Genomic DNA, 18,122 nt, shown 5'->3' with positions numbered 1-18,122 from the left:
ACCGAATTACCTGAGCTCTGCCTCCGCTTTACCGGCAGATAAGCCATCAGCAGCGAGACGTACCAACTGAACTGCCAGGAATGATACGAATGCCATCCCTACAGCAAATACCGAATATCCCGAAGGTATGCTTGCAACCTCGAAAATGTTCCTTAATACCTGAACGTTGAATATGATGTAGAAGAGGGCAAAGCCAATTATCACTGAGCCAGCAAGCACATGGTTCCTGGTACCGGCTGACTTAAGGAATGATCCAGAAGTCCTTGAGCTGATGCCGTGAAGAAGCCTTGAGAGCCCTAGAGTGAGGAATGCCATTGTTGCAGCTGTATTTGAATTTCCTGTCTTAAGCCCTATCATGTATGACGCCATTACGGCTAGGGCCATTATCGTGCCGTCTATAGCTACGGACCTTACGAATGATTTGTCGAGTATGTGCGCATCGATGTCCCTTGGAGGCTTTGACATGAGGCCTAGCTCAGGCTTCTCCATGCCTATCGCTATAGCAGGCAGTGAATCAGTCACAAGGTTTATGAACAGGAGGTGCACAGGCATGAATGGTGCCGGGAGGCCTGCAAGGCTTGCCATGAGCACCGCCAGTATTCCTGAAGTGTTTCCTGATAGAAGGAACCTTATGGCATTTCTTATGTTCTCGTAGATTCCCCTTCCGGAGGCTACAGCCTTGACTATGGTTCCGAAGTTGTCGTCTGAAAGCACCATTGAAGAGGCATCCTTGGCAACCTCAGTACCGGTTATTCCCATTACAACTCCGATATCAGAGCTCTTGAGTGCCGGAGCATCATTTACGCCGTCACCTGTCATTGCAACGACCTTGCCCTTGTCCTGCCAAGCCCTGACTATCCTTATCTTATGCTCAGGGCTTACCCTGGCATATACGGAGGTCCTCTCGACCATGTATTCAAGGCCTTCGTCCGTCATATGGTCAAGGTCCCTGCCTTCAATGACGACATCGCCGTCACGCAGTATTCCAAGCTTCGATGCTATGGCAGCGGCAGTCGACTTGTGGTCACCGGTTATCATTACAGTCCTTATGCCGGCATCAGAAGCCAACATTATCGCCTCATGCACCTCCGGCCTTGGCGGATCCATAAGCGCTATGAGACCCATGAAGGTCATGTCTGATTCATCTCCTTCAGCAAGTGTATCCTTATCCATTGCCTTCTCGGTGAAGGCAAGAACCCTCTTTCCCTGAATGGAGAGGCTTTCAACCTTTTCAAGCAGAGATTGCCTTGAAGCTTCGTCAAAAGGTATTGTCCCATTTGATGTCCTTATCATCGTTGCCCTTGACAGGACCACCTCAGGCGCTCCCTTCATGAACATGATGTTCTTACCCCTGTACTCGACAAGTGTGCTCATGAGCTTCCTGTCAGAGTCAAAGGGCAGCTCGGAGAGCCTCGGATGGTTATCCCTGGCCATCTCCTCATCCATGCCGTAAAGCTCACCAAGGTCAACAAGAGCCGTCTCAGTCGGGTCACCGAAGCTCTCATTTCCCCTTGTTACAGCATCGCTGCACAGGAGCCCTGCAGCTACCAGGTCCCTCGTAAGTTCATCAGTTATGTCAAGGGACCTGCCCTCTAAGACTTCACCATCAACAAGGGCATCCGTTACAGTCATCTTGTTCTGGGTAAGGGTTCCGGTCTTGTCAGTACAGATCACAGAAACCCCACCAAGCACCTCCACTGAATGGAGGTCCCTTATGACAGCCTTCTCCTCAGCCATCCTGCCGGTACCTATTGAAAGGACGACAGTCACTATGGTGCTGAGCGCTTCAGGAATAGCGGCGACAGCAAGGGACACTCCGAACAGCAGCGCCTCCATGAGGGGTTTCCCGCGAAGCACGTCTGAGATGAGAATGAGCGTAGTCAGGACCATGATGCCTGATGCAAACTTCTTCGAGAAGTCATCAAGTTCCTTCTGCAGCGGGGTCCTCTTGTCCCCGGTCCCGGAAAGTAGTCCTGCAATCTTACCAAGCTCAGTAGCCATTCCAGTGGCAGTCACAGCCATGGTACCCCTGCCCTTCACAACGAAGCTGCCTGAATGCACCATGTTGACCCTGTCACCTATAGGGACCTCCACCTCATCGATTGCTTCGGTGGACTTAAGCACACCCTCAGCCTCACCTGTAAGCGAGCTTTCCATCACGATGAGTCCAATGGACTCTATGAGCCTTCCATCAGCAGAAACCATGTCACCGGCTTCAAGCAGCAGTATGTCACCAGGTACGACCTCCCTTGAAGGGAGAACCTTCATCATGCCGTCCCTGATCGCCTTTACGCTCGGAGCGCTCAGCTTCCTCAGACCCTCCATGGACCTCTCAGCCTTGACATGCTGCATGGTGCCAAGCACCGCATTGAGAAGAAGCACCATTACGATGACTACTGCGCTTTCACCCTTGCCGAAGGCTGCGGAAAGCGCAGCTGACAGCATAAGGATAACCACGAGCAGGTCCTTGAACTGGCTGAAGAAGACCTTCAGAAGCCCGTCCTTCTCCTCCTCATCCAAGGCATTGATGCCATGCCTTTCGCGCCTTTCCTTAACCTCGGCTTCAGACAGGCCATAGCCTATGACTCCAAGCCCCTTAAGCACCTCTTCACTTGTCTCATTCCAATAGTTCCTCATTTATATTACCCCCTGAAATTTTGCAGACAAAAAGACCCTAAAGCTGAAGAAACCAATCTTCAGCCATAGAGTCTCACAAAACCACAAAAATTTCCGGCACCGGGGATATCCCGAATTGACGATGTCGGACCTGTTACCAGGAAGTTACTCCCTCTATGGAGTTTTTATCTTATTATGTTGCCAATATTATCAGATTCGCAAAATGGTGTCAACAAATCCCGGTATTTTTAACCAGACTTTAACAAACAGGCAATCATGCAGCGCAAACCTGATGAACCGTCAATCTACTGCCCAATACCCCTGCATAATACTTATTTCCGGAGCATGGAGCAGAAAAGCAGAACCATAATTGAACGGTTCTGCTTTTCTGCAATCCTTGCCAGCTAATCGGCAAGGTTAGAGTTTTTCTTTTTTCTCACGAGAGGAAGTATTATCGAGGCTACACCTATGACAATGAATAGCAGGCTTAGTGGTCTTGTGAAGAATATTGAAGGATCTCCATTAGACATCATGAGCGATTGCCTGAGTCCTGTTTCAGCCATAGGCCCGAGAATGATCGCAAGCACTGTGGGTGAAGCTGGTATCTTGAGAAGCTTGTACAAAAGCCCGATCATACCGAACACGAACATTACTCCCACATCGAAGATGTTGTTGTTTATCGCGAATGCACCTGTTACACAAAGCACAAGTATGTAGCTTATGAGTATCGGCTTTGGAAGGAAAAGGACCTTGGCGAAATACCCCGCTCCGAACAGGCCGAAAAGAAGCATCAGCAGCTGTGCAACCAATAGTCCAGCGAAAAAGATCCACATGATCTTTGCATTGTTGCCTGAAAACAGGTCAGGACCCGGTCTTAATCCCTGGATCAGAAGAGCTCCAAGGAAAAGCGCAGAAACCGCATTGCCTGGGATTCCCAAAGTGAGGAGAGGAACCAACGACCCACCGACACACGCGTTGTTCGAGGCCTCACTTGCAATGATTCCGTCAACTATGCCTGTTCCGAACTTCTCAGGATGCTTGGATCTCCTTTTGGCTTCGTTGTAGGAAACGAATGCAGCTACACTGGCGCCGGCACCCGGCAGGATGCCTACTGCAGTTCCGATTATCGATGATATTATAAAGTTCCCGCCATTACGCTTCATTTCATTTTTGTTAGGCAGAAGCCTTCCCTTGATTTCAGCGAGGTCATTCTTTGACGTTGCAGACTTACCGAGCAGAAGCGCCTCGCATATTGAAAAGAGACCTATAAGAAGAGGAACAAGTGCTATTCCGGAGATCAGGTTTATGTTCCTGAAAGTGAACCTCATGACACCTTCAACCGGATCCATTCCAATCGTTGCGATAGGAGGCCGAATACTCCTGAAATCAGACCCTTTATCATGTTATCCTCGGACAGGCTGATTATTATGGTAAGCCCGAAGAAAGCGAGGGCAAAGTATTCAGGCGGACCGAACCTTAAAGCCTGCTTGGCGAGGAAAGGCGCAAAGAAGGCAAGCACCAGAACACTGATTATTCCTCCTATAGCAGAGGAAAGGGTTGCAGTACCTATGGCTAGCCTTGCCTCACCACGCTGACCCATAGGATACCCGTCGAAGGTCGTTGCAGCAGCCGATGGCGTACCGGGGGCGTTGATAAGGATCGCTGATATGGAACCGCCGTATATTGCGCCGGTATAGATTCCACCAAGCATGATAAGTCCGGTTTCAGGCTCCATGGCAAAAGTGAAAGGAACCAGAAGCGCGACACCCAGGTTCGCAGTAAGACCGGGAATGGCTCCCACGATTATTCCGCCGATTACCCCGAGCGCACAGAATAAAAGGTTATATGGCGATACTGAGGCCAAGATGGCCTGTAACAAACTACCCATGTTCATCCTCCAAAGAAAGTTTATGGTAAGGTCAAAGAATAGCGCTTAGTATGCCATCTGGCAGAGGTACGTTGAGCACCTTGCTGAATGCCAGGTATATGACAAGTGTAAACAGCACAGAATTGATGACAAGCTTCATGATGTCCTTGTACCCCAGCAGATACTGTATCGCCAGAAGAAACACAAGGGTTGACATTATGAACCCCACCGTCTGCAAGCCCAATATGAACAATACATATCCCAATATAAGTATAAGGAAGTATTTGCTCTCCTTCTTCAGTATCAGAAGAGGATTCTTGGATGTGTCAGTTTTGACCTTGGAACTTGCATCAATGAAAAGCATGATTGACAGTACGATCAGCATACCAGCAAGGACCATCGGATATGTCTTTGCACCCTCGCTCAGTTTTCTCCCCAGATATACGAACCCAAGCGAAATCATAAGAAACACGATCGCTACGATCCTGTTAACCTTAGCCATAGTCTTACCTCCATAGTAATCTCAAGGCGACCCGATCGATTGAAACCGAGTCGCCTCCATGAATATTCTTATTTCCCGAGTACTTCCTTGTAAGCTGCAGATGTAGACATTATCTTGTCGGTGAATGCCTTCGAGTCAAGATAGTTTATGGAGAGCGATGCGGTTGTCATCTGTGTCTTGTACTCAGCCTCTTCCATTCCCTTCTTGCACGCTTCCGCGAGTATGGCCACTATCTCATCAGGAGTATCAGCAGGGACGACAAGTCCTCTGAAGGTTCCTGAATATACCTCGAATCCAAGCTCCTTTATCGATGGGACATCAGGATAGTTTGGATTTCTTTCTGCTGTAAGGACTGCCAGTGGTATGAGCTTGCCTTCCTTGATGTGCTGGTCGAATGATGACGCGCCACCTATTACGGCTTCAATATGCCCTCCAAGTATGGCAGTTGTCGCAAGACCTGATCCGTCGAACGGAATGTTCTGGGCCTGTATTCCAGTTGCCTTTATCATACCGGAATTTCCAAGGTCATCAGTGGTTCCCTTGCCTGAGCTTCCGAACCTTATCTTGTTGGGATTAGCCTTGGCATAAGCGATGAACTCTTCAAAAGTCTTGTATTCCTTGCCGCTCTGCACAACGAGGAAGTCATTCTCTTCAGTGATCTGGACAACTCCCTTGAAGTCATCAGATTTGAATGGAGTCTCGTTGAGAAGAGGGTTGATTACGATTGAAGTCGTAGCCAGGGTAAGGAAGTATCCGTCAGGAGCAGCGGTAGCCCCCTTGTTCTGGCCTACCGCACCGCCTCCGCCTGCCAGGTTCTCGATGATTATCGACTGGCCAAGATGCTTCTCAGCGTATGGTGCAAGTATCCTGGCTGTAAGGTCAGCAGATCCGCCGGCGGCAAACGGGACGAGTATGGTCACGGATTTCTTGGGATAGTCGGTCTTTGTGGGAGCAGCAGTTGAGCTTGGAGTCGTAGCTGTCGGAGTAGAGCTTGCGCATCCGGCAAGGAGCGAGGCACCAAGTGCCGCTGACAGAATAAGTGATACAAGCTTTTTACCTTTTAACAAAATGTTTCCCCCCTGTTTTATAAGATACCCTTATCGTGCATTGCAACCATTACATCCAAGTAGCCCTTGGGCTTGGAGTCCTTGAAATATTCCTTGAGCTTAAGCTCATTGAGCTCCTCCAGCGACTTCTTTGTGGCAATCGTCATAGTCGGCTTTATTCCGCATTCTTCAGCGAACTCAATGACGCTTTCCATCTCATGAGTCCTTCTCTCGGAATGTATCGCATTACCTGCTATCAGCCTGTTGGCTGTGACTACGAACTTCTCACCGTCAAGCGACACTGAAATCGACTCGATTATCTTGTCCTGTATGTTGTTCTTGTAGGCGCACATCAGCGTCTCGGTCATGAGGGTCGCAAGGCCCTTCATGTATATGCTCCTTGTAAGCTTAATGGCTGATGCATCCCCGGCCTTTTCGCTAACCTTCTCGATATCCATTCCCAGCGGCTTCATGATCTCAAGGAACCTGTCCGCTCCGGTTCCTGAAACGAGTATCGGAACCTTGTGCTTGTCCTTCGGCAGGGAGCCAAGCATCGCAGCATCGGTGAATTCAAGCCCCCTGTCAGCTGCAGCCTTCGCGATTTCAACCATGTCGTTTGGTAGAGATGTCGAAGCATCGGCAAACAGCTGTCCTGCACTGACATGCTTAAGGGCATCCATCGCCGTTGTGAGGGTATATGCTGTAGGCACCATTGACATTATCACATCTGAAGACCCTATAAGGGCTTCCAGGCTTTCAACCATCGTTACTCCGGCCTTCTCAGCCCTTTTGTCAAAGCTTTCCTTGTTTTTCTCATAGGCCACATCAAATGCCCTGATCTCAACCTTACTTCCTTCAGCCTTGAATCCGCTGCTCATCTCGTATGCGGCTTCACCGAACCCTATGAATCCCAGCTTAACCATCCTGTTCACCCGTCAGCCTTTTGCCGGTCTTAAGGTCAATGTACTCGCATCCCTTCTCAGCAAGGCTCTTGTCAACCCATGCCCTGTTAAGCCTTCCAGCCGTCGACTCAACGACCTTGCCCTGGTCCTTCCTGTTGAAATCTAAGGCACTGGCAAGGACCTCCTCAAGGTCCTCCCTGGGTACCACCACAACACCGTCGTCGTCTCCAATAACAAGGTCACCCGGATTGAGGCTTACCCCACCGCATGTAATGTTAACATTGATCTCTCCCGGGCCTTCCTTGTAAGGACCTGCAGGAGTCGTACCTGTTGCGTATATCGGTATTTCGAGGGTCCTTATTGTATCTATGTCCCTTACCGGTCCGTCAAGGACTATCCCGCCCAGCTTCCTGAACTCGGCATGCCTTACCATTATCTCGCCCATAAGCGAGTGGCTCCTGTCACCTCCGTTGGAGACAACTATGACATCCCCCTCACGGGCCATATCAAGTGCCTTGTGAAGCATCAGGTTGTCACCAGGCCTGACCTTTACAGTTACAGCGGAACCAGCCATCTTGCACCCATCCTTCGAGACACGCCTGATCTCAGAATGCATTCCGCTCATCCTTCCCATGCAGTCAGCGACATTTGAACCCGGCAGCTTCCTGAACGCCTCGATAATCTCAGCGTCAATCCCGTCCGGATTCGTGAAGATCCTAAACCCAACAGCCATGCTATCACCCCTAAATCAATATTGTAAACCTTTACTATTAAATCAAAAAAATATGTTGATTAACTCGAAATATTCTGTATAATGATTTTTGAAAATCATTATTCTTTTTTATGTCGGTTGTCATTCATCACTAAATTCATAGTACAAACAAATTGTAGGAAAATCAAGTATTTCCAAAAGATTATATTGAAACTTACGATCGGGTGCAAATTCACAATATCACTGATCAGATCGTCTATTCCAAATCAATTTCAAATTCGATAAAATATATCTCTATTTCTTGACATAGTGTTATAACTTCTACCCTAAGCTTGATAATTATTTGACTATCATCGCATCAGCGGGATGATTTCCAATAATCATAAACTGATTTATGATAAGTCATCGTTTTTCTTTATTCAATATGTTTAAATTTAACTATAACTATTACGATAATTTTTTCTTCTGAACCTTCTTCCAGTTCGAGCAGTATAAACAAAGTGCCTGTTCAGATATTTTGACAACGATTTCAAATACCATTAGTATTTTAATTAATAGTTTCTACAACAATGCGAGGTGTTCACATGATAGACAGGATAAAGGACAAGATCAAGAATTCAAACCTTACCAAGACAGAGTTCAAGATAGCCAATTACTTTCTTGATAATGAAGAGCTTGTCTACTTCAAGGCAGCAAATGAGATAGCAAACGAGATCGGAGTAAGCGATTCCTCTGTCATAAGGTTCGTTAAGATGCTGGGGTATGCAGGTTATACCGAGTTCCAGCAGGAGGTCCAGAATGAGCTCAAATCCCTCATGCAGAACTATTCGGTCAACCTGGGTCCTTCAAGCAAGCTGAAGAAGACCAGGCTGGAGCCTGAAGCGACAGACCTCAGCAACAGGGTGTTCAACCTGACCTGTTCAAACCTGGAGGCCACCTTTGCAAACAATCCGCCTGACAAGATAGGTAAGATCACTGACATACTCCTTAAGAGCAACCAGAAGTTCATAGTAAGCGTAAGAGGTTCTGCAAGCGTTGCATATTTCCTTGGCGAGAAGCTGAGGCTTATTCTGCCGAACGTAAGGCCCGTACTTCAGGGCGACTATTCCCTCATACACAACCTTGCAGACATTGGCCCTGACGACTGCCTTTTCCTTGTAAGCTTCCCGAGATACTCAAGGATAGTGCTGTCAGCCATATCCATGGCAGTAAATGCAGGAGCAAGGATCATTGTCCTGACCGACAGGATAACCTCCCCAATCGCAAAGAAGGCTGACGAGATACTTCTGGCACACTGCGAAACCATAGGCTTCAGCAACTCATACGTATCCGCATTATTTTTAGCCGACCTTATCATTGCTGACATCAGCCAGAAGCTTTCCCCGGAGAATCTTGAGAGGCTCAACCTTATCGAAGAATACATCCGGAAGAACAACATCAATTACCTGGAGGATGTATTTCCATACAAGATCGACTGACTTGGCAACAAAACATAGTACACTCATCAGTTCAGCATCCAGCTGACAGGCAAAAAGATTAATCCTGCTAAATAAAAGAGATCCGGAGCTGTATAATTACAGTATTTGGATCTCTTCCATTTAAACTTGATTTTGTCATTTACTTGTCAAACAAAGGTATTAACTCCGAGCAGTTTAACCTGTACAAAAGTACAACTTGAACACCAATACAGTCATAGAGGTTTAGCCGTCAAACTCCTCTGAATAACCGCACTTTCCGCATCGGTACCTGCTCTTCTTCTTTCCAAGGGCACCAGCTGCAGACCCCAGAGGCCCGAAGATAGTACTCCCTATAATCGCCTTGCCTACACTGAATCCCTTGTATGATGAATCGGATTTCTTCCAGAGAGTTATCTCCCCGCATCTTGGACATCTTAGCGGTGCATATCCCATTGTCATGTCCTCCTTCTTGGCCTGGATCAAGAACCCCTTGAACTGATTTTCTATCGCCATAGCCTGTAACCAAAGTATATACCTATACGCTTATTATTGCCATGGAAGGATTTACCTTGCTACAGGATACCCCTTGTTCATCCAGCCAAAGGGATAATTGCCCTTGGTTCCCATTCCGGCATTCATCGATACCGCATCATATCCAAGCAATCTCAGCCCTGCAGTCACCTGCCCCGATGTCTGTCCGGTGTAGCAATAGACAATTATCTTCTTGTCCTTAGGAAGGATTCCGAATCCGTCAGCGGTTTCATTTCCAAACGGTATGTTAACAGCTCCTTCAATATGTTCTGACCTGAAGTCAACAGCCCTTCTTACAGAAAGTATTATGAAATCCTCATCCTTCCTCTCTGCAATCGACAATACCTCCTCTTCAGAAATCTTGTAGTTCCTGAACGGAGTGTCAGACACTTCAGATAATCCCTCATAGTATTTTGTTACTTCAGCCTGAACCATTGGATCTATTGTCCTAACTGACTCTGACAGACAGGTCGGTTCTGTTGTCACAAGCTCCTCATATCCTTCCACCCTGCCGATCCCAAGGTCCCATCCCAAGTTTACGCTTCTCGCATAAATACCGGCTATATTCATCGTCAGGACAGCTTGCCCTGCTGTCTGGCCAGAGTAGCAGTACACGAACACAGGCTTCCCCTCAGGAATCCTCTTAAGGCCTTCAGCTATCGCCGGTCCAAATGGCATGTTTATCGCCCCAATAATGTTCCCCTTCTCATAGTCCTCAGGTCTCCTTATATCGATTATGGTCATCTCTTCAGACGCCTTAACCTTTTCAATAAAGTCCACCTGGTCAATCTTGTAGCGGTTGTCATGCATCTGCCTGAAGTATTCAAGAATAAGTTCTTCCATTGGTACCCTCCAGTAACTTGTCATCAACTAATGATAGCATTGGGGGATATGCAAGGTCAAAGCTATAGGCATCATGAAATTCGATGTTGTGATGTTGGGAATCCATGAAATTAAAGATATTTGATCACTTTACCGATGTGTCTTATTAGTCAGTCTCTTATTGCAGGTAATGTATACTCATTCAGATCAATGCTTCCATTACCTCCTGCACTCTACGCAGGCATTTCATCCTTTTGGCATATGAGAATAGCTTGGTCAAATTCCTATTAGCACTGGCAGCATAGGATTGAACTGTTTTTGAAAAGAGCTCTCCGTCAACTTTGCTCCGGTTGTAGACAATATCACAAACAGTTCTTTCAAAATCATAACAGCTCACCAAATTACCCATAGGTGTATGTAGAGTTACTTTACCAAGCAACAAGTTCTCTTTTGAGACATAGTGAACAATTGTGCTTTTAGGAAAATGCGCTGCATTATACCCAGCATATACTGTAACCTCAAGGTAGTCAGGAATAAGGTCAGTCTCACCTAATAGATACAGTGCATTGACATAAGAGAAAACAGCCACCTTGTTTTTCTGCTGAAAAAAATAGAATTGGTCGTAGTCAGTTTTATTGACTGAGTATACACCTCGGTCAATCCTATATAGTTCCCCTGCCTTTACCATCCTGGTAAGATATGTTGTAGGGATATTCGCTCCCACACACCATGAAGACTCCACAAATCCATTGTTTTCAGAAGCATATTTTATTATTGCTTTACGATAATCCAATATCCTCTTCTCCCCAATGTTTTTCTTCCGCTTAATTTTATCGTATTTTAAGCGTATTTACAACAAAAGGTACAATACTGATGTTTATTCCAATAAAGTATATCTTCAACAATATTCATCTTCGACTGGTCAAACCTATTCAGGTAAAAAAAGGATGCTCAAATTTATGCTATCCTCTTGCTCTTACGAACTCGATGGCTTCCTTACCCGTCATATGCTCAATATCTATTGCGATGATAAAGGCGTTCTCACATTTCGCGATTTCCATTTCCTTATCCGCTACGCTCTGGTCACCAGAGTACTTTTCAACCAATGCGTGAAAAGCATCCAGCCTTTCGTCACCATCAGCTATCCTCGCCTTTCCAAATGTTATGACGCTCCTGAAATATGTGGTGTATTCCCCGCTGACTATAGTGTCCTCATCTACAACCGCAAAGGATACCTTCGGATTCGCTAGAATTGAATCTACCTTATGTCCCGCCTTGGCAGAATGGAAATATATCCTTCCATTGGAATACACATAGCTTACCGGAACAGCATATGGGTAATCCTCATCCCCTGTGCATGCAAGTATCCCATTCGTACACCTTTCCATTACTGCGACAGTGTCTTCATTCGACATCAGCTGCCTCTTTCTTCTCATTTCCCTGAACACAAATATTCCCTCACTTTCAGCTTAATACACACATTATTATTTGACTTCTTTAATGCTGTGCCGCTTCCCAGCATTAACACTCTATAAATCACTGGTCTTATACTACTTGTTTTCAGCAGGCGCTGGAAAGAGAACCATACCGTCTATGCTATTAGGGTCGATAGTAACATGCACATAGACATCGTCACGTCCCGGTACAGGGATCCAGTATCTGAGTCTGCCTGTCTCTGACTTGACGACCTGATAGCGACCTGTCTTGAACATCTCATTCACCCTGCAGCCCTTATGAATCTCTGGCAAGCCCACAGACACGCATCTGACATCAGTCACGAATCCTACACTCTTCGCATATGCATTCGATGCAATGATCGTCCTGTCCTTCCTGATCAACCTCGCCGTTCCCGGAAAGTTCTCCCACATCAGGTAAAAAGCATTAATAAGTTCATCCATAGATTTCTCCCCCATGATTCTTACTGTCCTCTTCGCTTGTTGCCATGGCCTTTAATCTGGAAGAAGGACTTCTTTCCAGCAATTGTAACATTTTCTGTATCATCCTTTCTATTAAAACGGAAATATTGCTTCAGATTGAGCGAATGTCATCTTGCTTCGAAGGACCTGATCACGACGCGCGCATATGGATGTCATATCATCATGAGATCCATTTAAGGTATTGCTAAAAATCTCTACCTGGTTCATTTCAACTCATCATGGGAATTGGCGGTCTGTCTAATCTAGTGAGGATATTTGCTTGCAAGCAAGTAAGATACACACCTCAAATCAGCATTTAACTGCTGACCTGCAGTGTGTATCTTATTAAAATGACATGTGTTCCAGTCTGAAGTCTATTCCTACTCAGTGGTACCGTGGATCTCCTCATGCTTGACCCTTATGATCCTGTTCTTGTCATCAAGCACCAGTACGTTTGGCAGGAAGTTCCTGGCCTCCTCTTCATTCATCAGGGCATAAGCGATTATGATCACCTTGTCCCCCACCTGGACAAGCCTTGCTGCAGCCCCGTTAATGCATATTACACCGCTTCCGGCATCCCCCTTGATGGTGTAGGTCTCAAATCGTTCGCCGTTATTAAGATTTACAATCTGCACCTTCTCACCCGGCAGGATACCTGCCTGGTCAAGGAGTTCAGAATCTATAGTTACGCTGCCAACATAATTGATGTCAGCCTGCGTTACAGTAGCACGGTGCAATTTACCCTTGAACATATTTAAAAGCATCTCTTCACCTCACTTCAACAGAGAGCACTCTGTTGTCTATAAGCCTTGTCTTCCCGAATCTTACTGCAACAGCAGCCAGTGCAGCCTTCCCCGGCTCAATGCCATTGATTTCCTCAAGTGTCTCACCATCAAGTATCCTTACATAGTCAATGACCGCAAGGTCCTGCCCTTTAATGTGATTCTCTATGACTTCTATAAGCTTCCTTACGCTCCTGCTGTCATCACTTCCTGAATTAAGGTATTCCCAGGCCTTCTGAAGTCCGCAATTCAAGCAGACTGCCTGCTTCCGCTCCTCAGCGCTCAGATAGACATTCCTCGAGCTCATTGCAAGTCCGTCAGCTTCCCTTACTATCGGGCAGACTGTAACCTCTAAAGGCATATGGAGGTCCCTTACCATCTTCTTGATTATCAGAGCCTGCTGGGCATCCTTCTGTCCGAAATAAGCCCTGTCAGGCCGCACTATATTGAACAGGATGTTCACGACCGTTGTGACACCTTTGAAATGAGTCGGTCTGGATGCTCCGCAGAGCTTCTTTGTTATGTCCCCGGTAACCTCTACAAAGGTTGAAGAACCTGGCACATATATCTCTCCCACCTCAGGATTGAATACGACATCAGCTCCTGCAGCTATTGCAAGCTCATAGTCCCGCTCAATGTTCCTTGGATAGCTCTCAAAGTCTTCACCAGGAGCAAATTGCGTCGGATTGACGAATACGCTTACTACGACCAGGTCGTTTTCAGCTTTTGCAGCCCTTATTAGGGAGCAATGACCTTCATGAAGATACCCCATGGTAGGGACAAGACCCAGTGTTCTATTCTTTCGGTCTGCTCCGGCTGACCATGATTCAAGTTCTTCAATAGTCTTTATGATACTCATATTTTAACCACCCTACCTATCAATATAGTCTTTCCAGGATTTCATCGTTCATCTTGTACGTATGCTGTACCTCTGGGAACTGTGAATCCCTGACTTCGCTTACGTAGCTCTTGACTGCTTCAGACATGCTGCCCCTAAGCTTTGCATACTGCTTCACGAATTTCGGGGTGAAATCCGAGTAAAGCCCAAGCATGTCGTGTATGACAAGGATCTGTCCGTCACAGTACTTTCCTGCTCCTATCCCTATGGTCGGTATACTCACCTTCTCACTTATGAGCTTTGCGAGCATCTCGGGCACAGCCTCAAGGACTATGGCGAATGCTCCAGCCTCTTCGATAGCGAGTGCATCCTCGACAAGAGCCCTTGCTGCACTCTCTTCCTTCCCCTGTACCTTGAAGCCGCCAAAAATGTTAACCGACTGTGGTGTAAGGCCAATATGTCCCATGACTGGAATCTGAGCCCTGACTATCGCCCTGACAGTATCAGCCATGTGCTTTCCGCCCTCAAGCTTGACTGCACTCACCCTTCCTTCCTGTATGAACCTCCCCGCATTGCGGACAGCCTCATCCGTATTGATGTGGTAAGTCATGAAGGGCATATCCCCGACTATAAGCGCATTCCTTACACCCTTCGCCACGCACCTGCAGTGATAGAGCATCTCCTCCATGGTCACTTCAAGGGTTGAATCCTTGCCCTGGATGGGCATGGCCAGGGAATCTCCGACGAGTATGGCATCAATCCCGCTCTCATCAAGTATCTGAGCCATCGTATAGTCATATGCAGTAAGCATGGTGATCTTCCTTGAGTTCTTTTTTGCATCCGAAAATGCCTGTGTCGTGAATTTACCTGCCATCTATCCTTACCTCCAATATCCGTTCAAATTCTTCAACCTGTCCATGAGTCAGCCTTTTTCCATCAAGCATCTTGACAGTCCTATAGGCCATCGCCCTATAGGATTCAAGCTCCGAAGGCATCTTCTCTCCTATCGACTTCATATGAACACTTACAGTGTCGTAGTCTCCCCTTATGATCGGTCCGGTCAGAGCGTCTATTGTCCCCTTCTCCCTTATGTTTGACAATGTAGATCCGATGAGCGGCTCTATAGCATGGAATATGTCATTACGGTCCATGCCTGCTGCTTCAAAAAGGCTTATGCCGCTCTCGAGTAAAGTCACCATGAAGTTCGATACTACAGATGCACCCGCATGGTAAAGAGGCTTATCCTCCGCCTTTATCAGGAAGTGCTTTCCGTAAGTCTTATCCAATAATGACTTTGCAGCCATAACCGCCTTATCCGTACCCTCCAGGGTGAACCAGCTTCTTTTAAGCATTTCTGCGCTCCCATAAGGGTCACCGAAGCTCTGCAGAGGATGCATGCTTCCAGTCTCACAGCCAGCCTTCCGGATCCTTTCAAGGATATCCGACGAATGTGCTCCGCTTACATGAAACCAGGTGACGTCACAGTCAATAACATTTTTATCAAGCATTGCTGACACTTCTTCGTCAACTTCCTTGAGAGCCTGGTCAGGGACTGTAATGAATATGATGTCGCTTGAATCTGCCAGCTCCCTGAGTGTTCTGAAAGCACGGGAAGAAGTAAGGACAGCAGCTTCAATTGCTGATTTTTCGGTCCTGCTGCAATACCCGGACACGTTAAGTCCGTGAGCTGTAAAATAAAGCCCGAGAGCCTTCCCAACCTTTCCCGCTCCGATGAATCCAATTTCCAATGGCACCACCTCAAAATTCTAGTGTGCAGTTCCATGGTCCATACAGGCGTAAAGCAATTGAAGCTCCCGGGTATTTGAAAAAAATTGCAATAAATAAAAAATGTCCATTTCACCTGTTCGGGTGCCCCTTGGCAGAGCAAGCCCCTTTGACAGACGAAAAAGACATAAATACCAATTCCAATTAGAATTCATCTGTCTCTGTCGCAAAGGATCAAAGCCGATTCCAAATATTCCGAAAAACCTAAATTGCGTGCAGTTCAATTCGATACCGCCGCTTGTACAATTCATAAAGATACTGCCAATATTCATTCTATTGCATTGCCAATGATTTATCAATCATTTTCTGAAATCATTTACCTGTCCTGTTCATTTGAATCCTTTATGAATTTCTCCACAAACCTTTGATATTAATTGGTACCACAAAATTAATCATGTGGGATATTTCCTTCAGTGGAATGCTGTCTTGTCCAGACACATCTAAGGGGGTGCTCAGATTAGGCAAATTTGGTGATCAGGAATATGGAGACAGAGCGCATCCTTTCTGCACAAAATTCATTACAAGACTTAATGGGTATTCAAATTAATCGGAATTAAACTGTAACACTGTAATCCATAGTGAAAGGTAAATCTTGTCATAAATATTTACTTATTATCTATGTTATTTATGACTAAAATTGCATATAATATTGTTGAGGGGGTGTCATTATGGAAACTTCAACAGCACATCTTGGATACAGATTGAAAGAACTGCGAGAGCATAACGGCTTTACGCAACGCAACATCGCGAATTTCCTTAAGGTTGACCAGAGTCTTATTTCAATGGCAGAAAAAGGAAAGCGTGCATTGACTTCCGACATGATCGAGAAGCTAGCAGCTCTATATGGAGTACAGCCAGGAGCATTCCACGAATTAGAATCAGTTCTGAGGCCACTGACATTCGCTTTGCGAGCCAATGAAATACTCGAGGAGGACCTGGAAGTGATAAGCTCCATAAATATGATTGCTCTCAATTCAATATTTATGACAGATTTACTTGAAGGTGTAAAAACAAATGGATAAAATGGATTTGTGGAAAAAGGCTGCCAATCTAAGAAAGCAGTTAGGTGAGGATTCGACTTCGCCTATTGATATTTTTGCTTTAGCCTTTTCAATCGAACACCTGTCAATTGTCTACTATCCAATGGGTGACAGACTAAGCGGGATTTGTGTAAAGAATCCAGGAAGTAATGTTATTGCAGTGAATTCGGCTATGACGATTGGAAGGCAGCGGTTTTCACTGGCTCACGAACTATACCATCTTTTTTTTGATGACGAGAAGCTTACAGCCATTTGCAAAAAAAATATTGGCGTTGGCAGTGAAAAGGAGATTGACGCGGATCAGTTTGCATCTTATCTACTAATGCCGCCTGATGCTTTATCAGATATGGTAAGACAGATAAAAAAGATGCCTTCAGACAAACTTTCAGTTAAGGATATCGTACGAATTGAACAGCATTTTCAAATCAGCCGGCAAGCAGTGCTAAACAGGCTCATTGCTGAGAAGGAACTGACAATTAAGGATTCAGAGACTATGCGCAAGAATGTCATCTTATCCGCACTTTGTCAGGGGTATGATGACACATTGTATAAGCCGACCCCAAAAGAAAAGCAATACGGAACATACGGGTATTATATCCAGCAAGCAGATAGAGTTTCTGAGAAAGGCCTTGTTTCCGAAGGAAAATATGAAGAGCTGCTTTTGTCAGCATATAGGCCGGACCTTGTATATGGAAATGAGGCCGAAGGAGGAGAATTGCTTGACTGATTCGCTTTTCTTCGATACAGACTGCCTCTCTGCCTTCCTATGGGTAGGAAACGAGAGTCTGCTCGTTAAGCTATATCCTGGCAAGATCATAATCCCTAAGCCTGTATACGATGAGCTGTCTTATCCTGGAGTCAACCATCTAAAAGCACGTGTCGATACACTTCTCTCGAGCGGGCAAGCGAGTTTAGAAGGCATCCTTACTGATAGTGAAGCATATCTGCTATATTATCAACTTGCTTATAAGCCAAATTCCGGAAATAAAATAATCGGTAAGGGCGAAGCCGCTTCAATAGCTCTGGCAAAAAGCATGGGTGGCATACTTGCCAGCAATAATCTCAGGGATATCATGGTCTATGTTGAAAATTTCGGACTAAGGCATATGACTACCGGAGACATCCTGATTCAAGCACTAGAGAACGGCTATATTACCGAATCTCAGGGCAATGCCATTTGGGCTTCGATGCTTGCTAAAAGAAGAAAGTTAGGATCAGCATCCTTTACAGACTATATAAATAGCAAATTAAAATGAAAGTTAAAATGTAGTTTCCTTTATTTTTCAGGCTCAATCACAAATTCTGT

General features: G+C 46.0%; 18 protein-coding genes and 1 pseudogene. 4 read left to right on the top strand and 15 right to left on the bottom strand.

Translation table 11 applies throughout. The features are described 5' to 3' along the window. Positions 1–6: 6 nt before the first annotated feature. The 6 genes and pseudogenes from T472_RS02590 to T472_RS02565 all read right to left on the bottom strand — a co-directional run bounded on the left by T472_RS02590 (position 7) and on the right by T472_RS02565 (position 7,666). Entirely contained in the window at positions 7–2,637 is a 2,631-nt protein-coding gene (locus tag T472_RS02590; protein ID WP_023389139.1) for a cation-translocating P-type ATPase, read from the bottom strand. 383 nt (positions 2,638–3,020) lie between these two features. After that, positions 3,021–4,504 (bottom strand): annotated as a pseudogene (locus T472_RS20180) (tripartite tricarboxylate transporter permease). Positions 4,505–4,535: 31 nt separating this feature from the next. Further along, the gene (locus tag T472_RS02580) at positions 4,536–4,985 is read right to left on the bottom strand and encodes a tripartite tricarboxylate transporter TctB family protein (protein WP_023389138.1); all 450 of its coding nucleotides are present in this window, start codon (positions 4,983–4,985) and stop codon (positions 4,536–4,538) included. Between the two features lie 68 nt (positions 4,986–5,053). Further along, positions 5,054–6,052, bottom strand: coding sequence for a tripartite tricarboxylate transporter substrate binding protein (locus T472_RS02575; protein ID WP_023389137.1), 999 nt, complete (start codon positions 6,050–6,052; stop codon positions 5,054–5,056). A 17-nt stretch (positions 6,053–6,069) separates the two neighbouring features. Continuing rightward, positions 6,070–6,954, bottom strand: coding sequence for an NAD(P)-dependent oxidoreductase (locus tag T472_RS02570; protein WP_023389136.1), 885 nt, complete (start codon positions 6,952–6,954; stop codon positions 6,070–6,072). Continuing rightward, positions 6,947–7,666 (bottom strand): RraA family protein, encoded by a 720-nt coding sequence (locus tag T472_RS02565; protein WP_023389135.1) that lies wholly within the window; start codon positions 7,664–7,666, stop codon positions 6,947–6,949. The genes T472_RS02570 and T472_RS02565 overlap by 8 nt, the downstream gene beginning before the upstream one ends. A 563-nt stretch (positions 7,667–8,229) precedes the next feature. On the opposite strand from T472_RS02565, the gene T472_RS02560 reads away from it, so the two are divergent. Beyond that, a complete protein-coding gene (locus T472_RS02560) occupies positions 8,230–9,123 on the top strand; it encodes a MurR/RpiR family transcriptional regulator (protein ID WP_023389134.1) in 894 nt (297 codons plus the stop codon). 222 nt (positions 9,124–9,345) lie between these two features. Here the strand turns inward: T472_RS02560 and T472_RS02555 are convergent, their stop codons facing one another. The 9 genes from T472_RS02555 to T472_RS02515 form a co-directional block, all read right to left on the bottom strand. Beyond that, a complete protein-coding gene (locus tag T472_RS02555) occupies positions 9,346–9,615 on the bottom strand; it encodes a hypothetical protein (protein ID WP_023389133.1) in 270 nt (89 codons plus the stop codon). Between the two features lie 51 nt (positions 9,616–9,666). Beyond that, complete coding sequence (locus T472_RS02550) at positions 9,667–10,476, bottom strand: rhodanese-like domain-containing protein (protein ID WP_023389132.1); 810 nt, start codon at positions 10,474–10,476, stop codon at positions 9,667–9,669. Positions 10,477–10,657: 181 nt separating this feature from the next. Beyond that, positions 10,658–11,248 carry a type IV toxin-antitoxin system AbiEi family antitoxin domain-containing protein gene (locus tag T472_RS02545; RefSeq protein ID WP_023389131.1) on the bottom strand — a complete coding sequence of 197 codons (591 nt, stop codon included), beginning with the start codon at positions 11,246–11,248 and terminating at the stop codon, positions 10,658–10,660. 169 nt (positions 11,249–11,417) lie between these two features. Then, a complete protein-coding gene (locus T472_RS02540) occupies positions 11,418–11,903 on the bottom strand; it encodes a pyridoxamine 5'-phosphate oxidase family protein (protein ID WP_023389130.1) in 486 nt (161 codons plus the stop codon). A 102-nt stretch (positions 11,904–12,005) separates the two neighbouring features. Then, positions 12,006–12,353, bottom strand: coding sequence for a hypothetical protein (locus T472_RS02535; protein ID WP_023389129.1), 348 nt, complete (start codon positions 12,351–12,353; stop codon positions 12,006–12,008). A 398-nt stretch (positions 12,354–12,751) separates the two neighbouring features. Further along, a complete protein-coding gene (gene panD, locus T472_RS02530) occupies positions 12,752–13,135 on the bottom strand; it encodes an aspartate 1-decarboxylase (protein ID WP_023389128.1) in 384 nt (127 codons plus the stop codon). A gap of 4 nt (positions 13,136–13,139) precedes the next feature. Next, positions 13,140–14,012 carry a pantoate--beta-alanine ligase gene (gene panC, locus T472_RS02525; RefSeq protein WP_023389127.1) on the bottom strand — a complete coding sequence of 291 codons (873 nt, stop codon included), beginning with the start codon at positions 14,010–14,012 and terminating at the stop codon, positions 13,140–13,142. Positions 14,013–14,031: 19 nt separating this feature from the next. Further along, complete coding sequence (panB, locus tag T472_RS02520) at positions 14,032–14,865, bottom strand: 3-methyl-2-oxobutanoate hydroxymethyltransferase (protein ID WP_023389126.1); 834 nt, start codon at positions 14,863–14,865, stop codon at positions 14,032–14,034. Beyond that, positions 14,855–15,739 carry a Rossmann-like and DUF2520 domain-containing protein gene (locus tag T472_RS02515; protein WP_023389125.1) on the bottom strand — a complete coding sequence of 295 codons (885 nt, stop codon included), beginning with the start codon at positions 15,737–15,739 and terminating at the stop codon, positions 14,855–14,857. The genes panB and T472_RS02515 overlap by 11 nt, the downstream gene beginning before the upstream one ends. Positions 15,740–16,444: 705 nt before the next feature. On the opposite strand from T472_RS02515, the gene T472_RS02510 reads away from it, so the two are divergent. From T472_RS02510 to T472_RS02500, 3 genes are read left to right on the top strand one after another with little or no spacing between them, the layout of a single operon-like run. After that, positions 16,445–16,798, top strand: a complete 354-nt coding sequence (locus tag T472_RS02510; protein ID WP_023389124.1) for a helix-turn-helix domain-containing protein — start codon at positions 16,445–16,447, stop codon at positions 16,796–16,798. Further along, on the top strand, positions 16,791–17,543 hold the full coding sequence (locus T472_RS02505; RefSeq protein ID WP_023389123.1) for an ImmA/IrrE family metallo-endopeptidase: 753 nt from the start codon (positions 16,791–16,793) through the stop codon (positions 17,541–17,543). The genes T472_RS02510 and T472_RS02505 overlap by 8 nt, the downstream gene beginning before the upstream one ends. Then, positions 17,536–18,072: a PIN domain-containing protein gene (locus T472_RS02500; RefSeq protein ID WP_023389122.1), complete on the top strand. Its 537-nt coding sequence runs from the start codon at positions 17,536–17,538 to the stop codon at positions 18,070–18,072. Before T472_RS02505 ends, T472_RS02500 begins: the two co-directional genes overlap by 8 nt. The last annotated feature ends 50 nt before the right edge of the window (positions 18,073–18,122 follow it).

Source organism: Youngiibacter fragilis 232.1, assembly GCF_000495435.3.
In the GTDB taxonomy this organism is placed as follows: Bacteria; Bacillota; Clostridia; order Clostridiales; family Clostridiaceae; genus Youngiibacter; species Youngiibacter fragilis.
The sequence above is the reverse complement of the archived record's forward strand: the minus strand, read 5'-3'. Positions and strand labels throughout refer to the sequence as shown.

Coding starts and splice junctions, on each gene's coding strand:
- T472_RS02590 (WP_023389139.1), bottom strand. CDS start 2,637: ATGAGGAACTATTGGAATGAGACAAGTGAAGAGGTGCTTAAGGGGCTT.
- T472_RS02580 (WP_023389138.1), bottom strand. CDS start 4,985: ATGGCTAAGGTTAACAGGATCGTAGCGATCGTGTTTCTTATGATTTCG.
- T472_RS02570 (WP_023389136.1), bottom strand. CDS start 6,954: ATGGTTAAGCTGGGATTCATAGGGTTCGGTGAAGCCGCATACGAGATG.
- T472_RS02565 (WP_023389135.1), bottom strand. CDS start 7,666: ATGGCTGTTGGGTTTAGGATCTTCACGAATCCGGACGGGATTGACGCT.
- T472_RS02560 (WP_023389134.1), top strand. CDS start 8,230: ATGATAGACAGGATAAAGGACAAGATCAAGAATTCAAACCTTACCAAG.
- T472_RS02555 (WP_023389133.1), bottom strand. CDS start 9,615: ATGGCGATAGAAAATCAGTTCAAGGGGTTCTTGATCCAGGCCAAGAAG.
- T472_RS02550 (WP_023389132.1), bottom strand. CDS start 10,476: ATGGAAGAACTTATTCTTGAATACTTCAGGCAGATGCATGACAACCGC.
- T472_RS02535 (WP_023389129.1), bottom strand. CDS start 12,353: ATGGATGAACTTATTAATGCTTTTTACCTGATGTGGGAGAACTTTCCG.
- panD (WP_023389128.1), bottom strand. CDS start 13,135: ATGCTTTTAAATATGTTCAAGGGTAAATTGCACCGTGCTACTGTAACG.
- panC (WP_023389127.1), bottom strand. CDS start 14,012: ATGAGTATCATAAAGACTATTGAAGAACTTGAATCATGGTCAGCCGGA.
- panB (WP_023389126.1), bottom strand. CDS start 14,865: ATGGCAGGTAAATTCACGACACAGGCATTTTCGGATGCAAAAAAGAAC.
- T472_RS02510 (WP_023389124.1), top strand. CDS start 16,445: ATGGAAACTTCAACAGCACATCTTGGATACAGATTGAAAGAACTGCGA.
- T472_RS02505 (WP_023389123.1), top strand. CDS start 16,791: ATGGATAAAATGGATTTGTGGAAAAAGGCTGCCAATCTAAGAAAGCAG.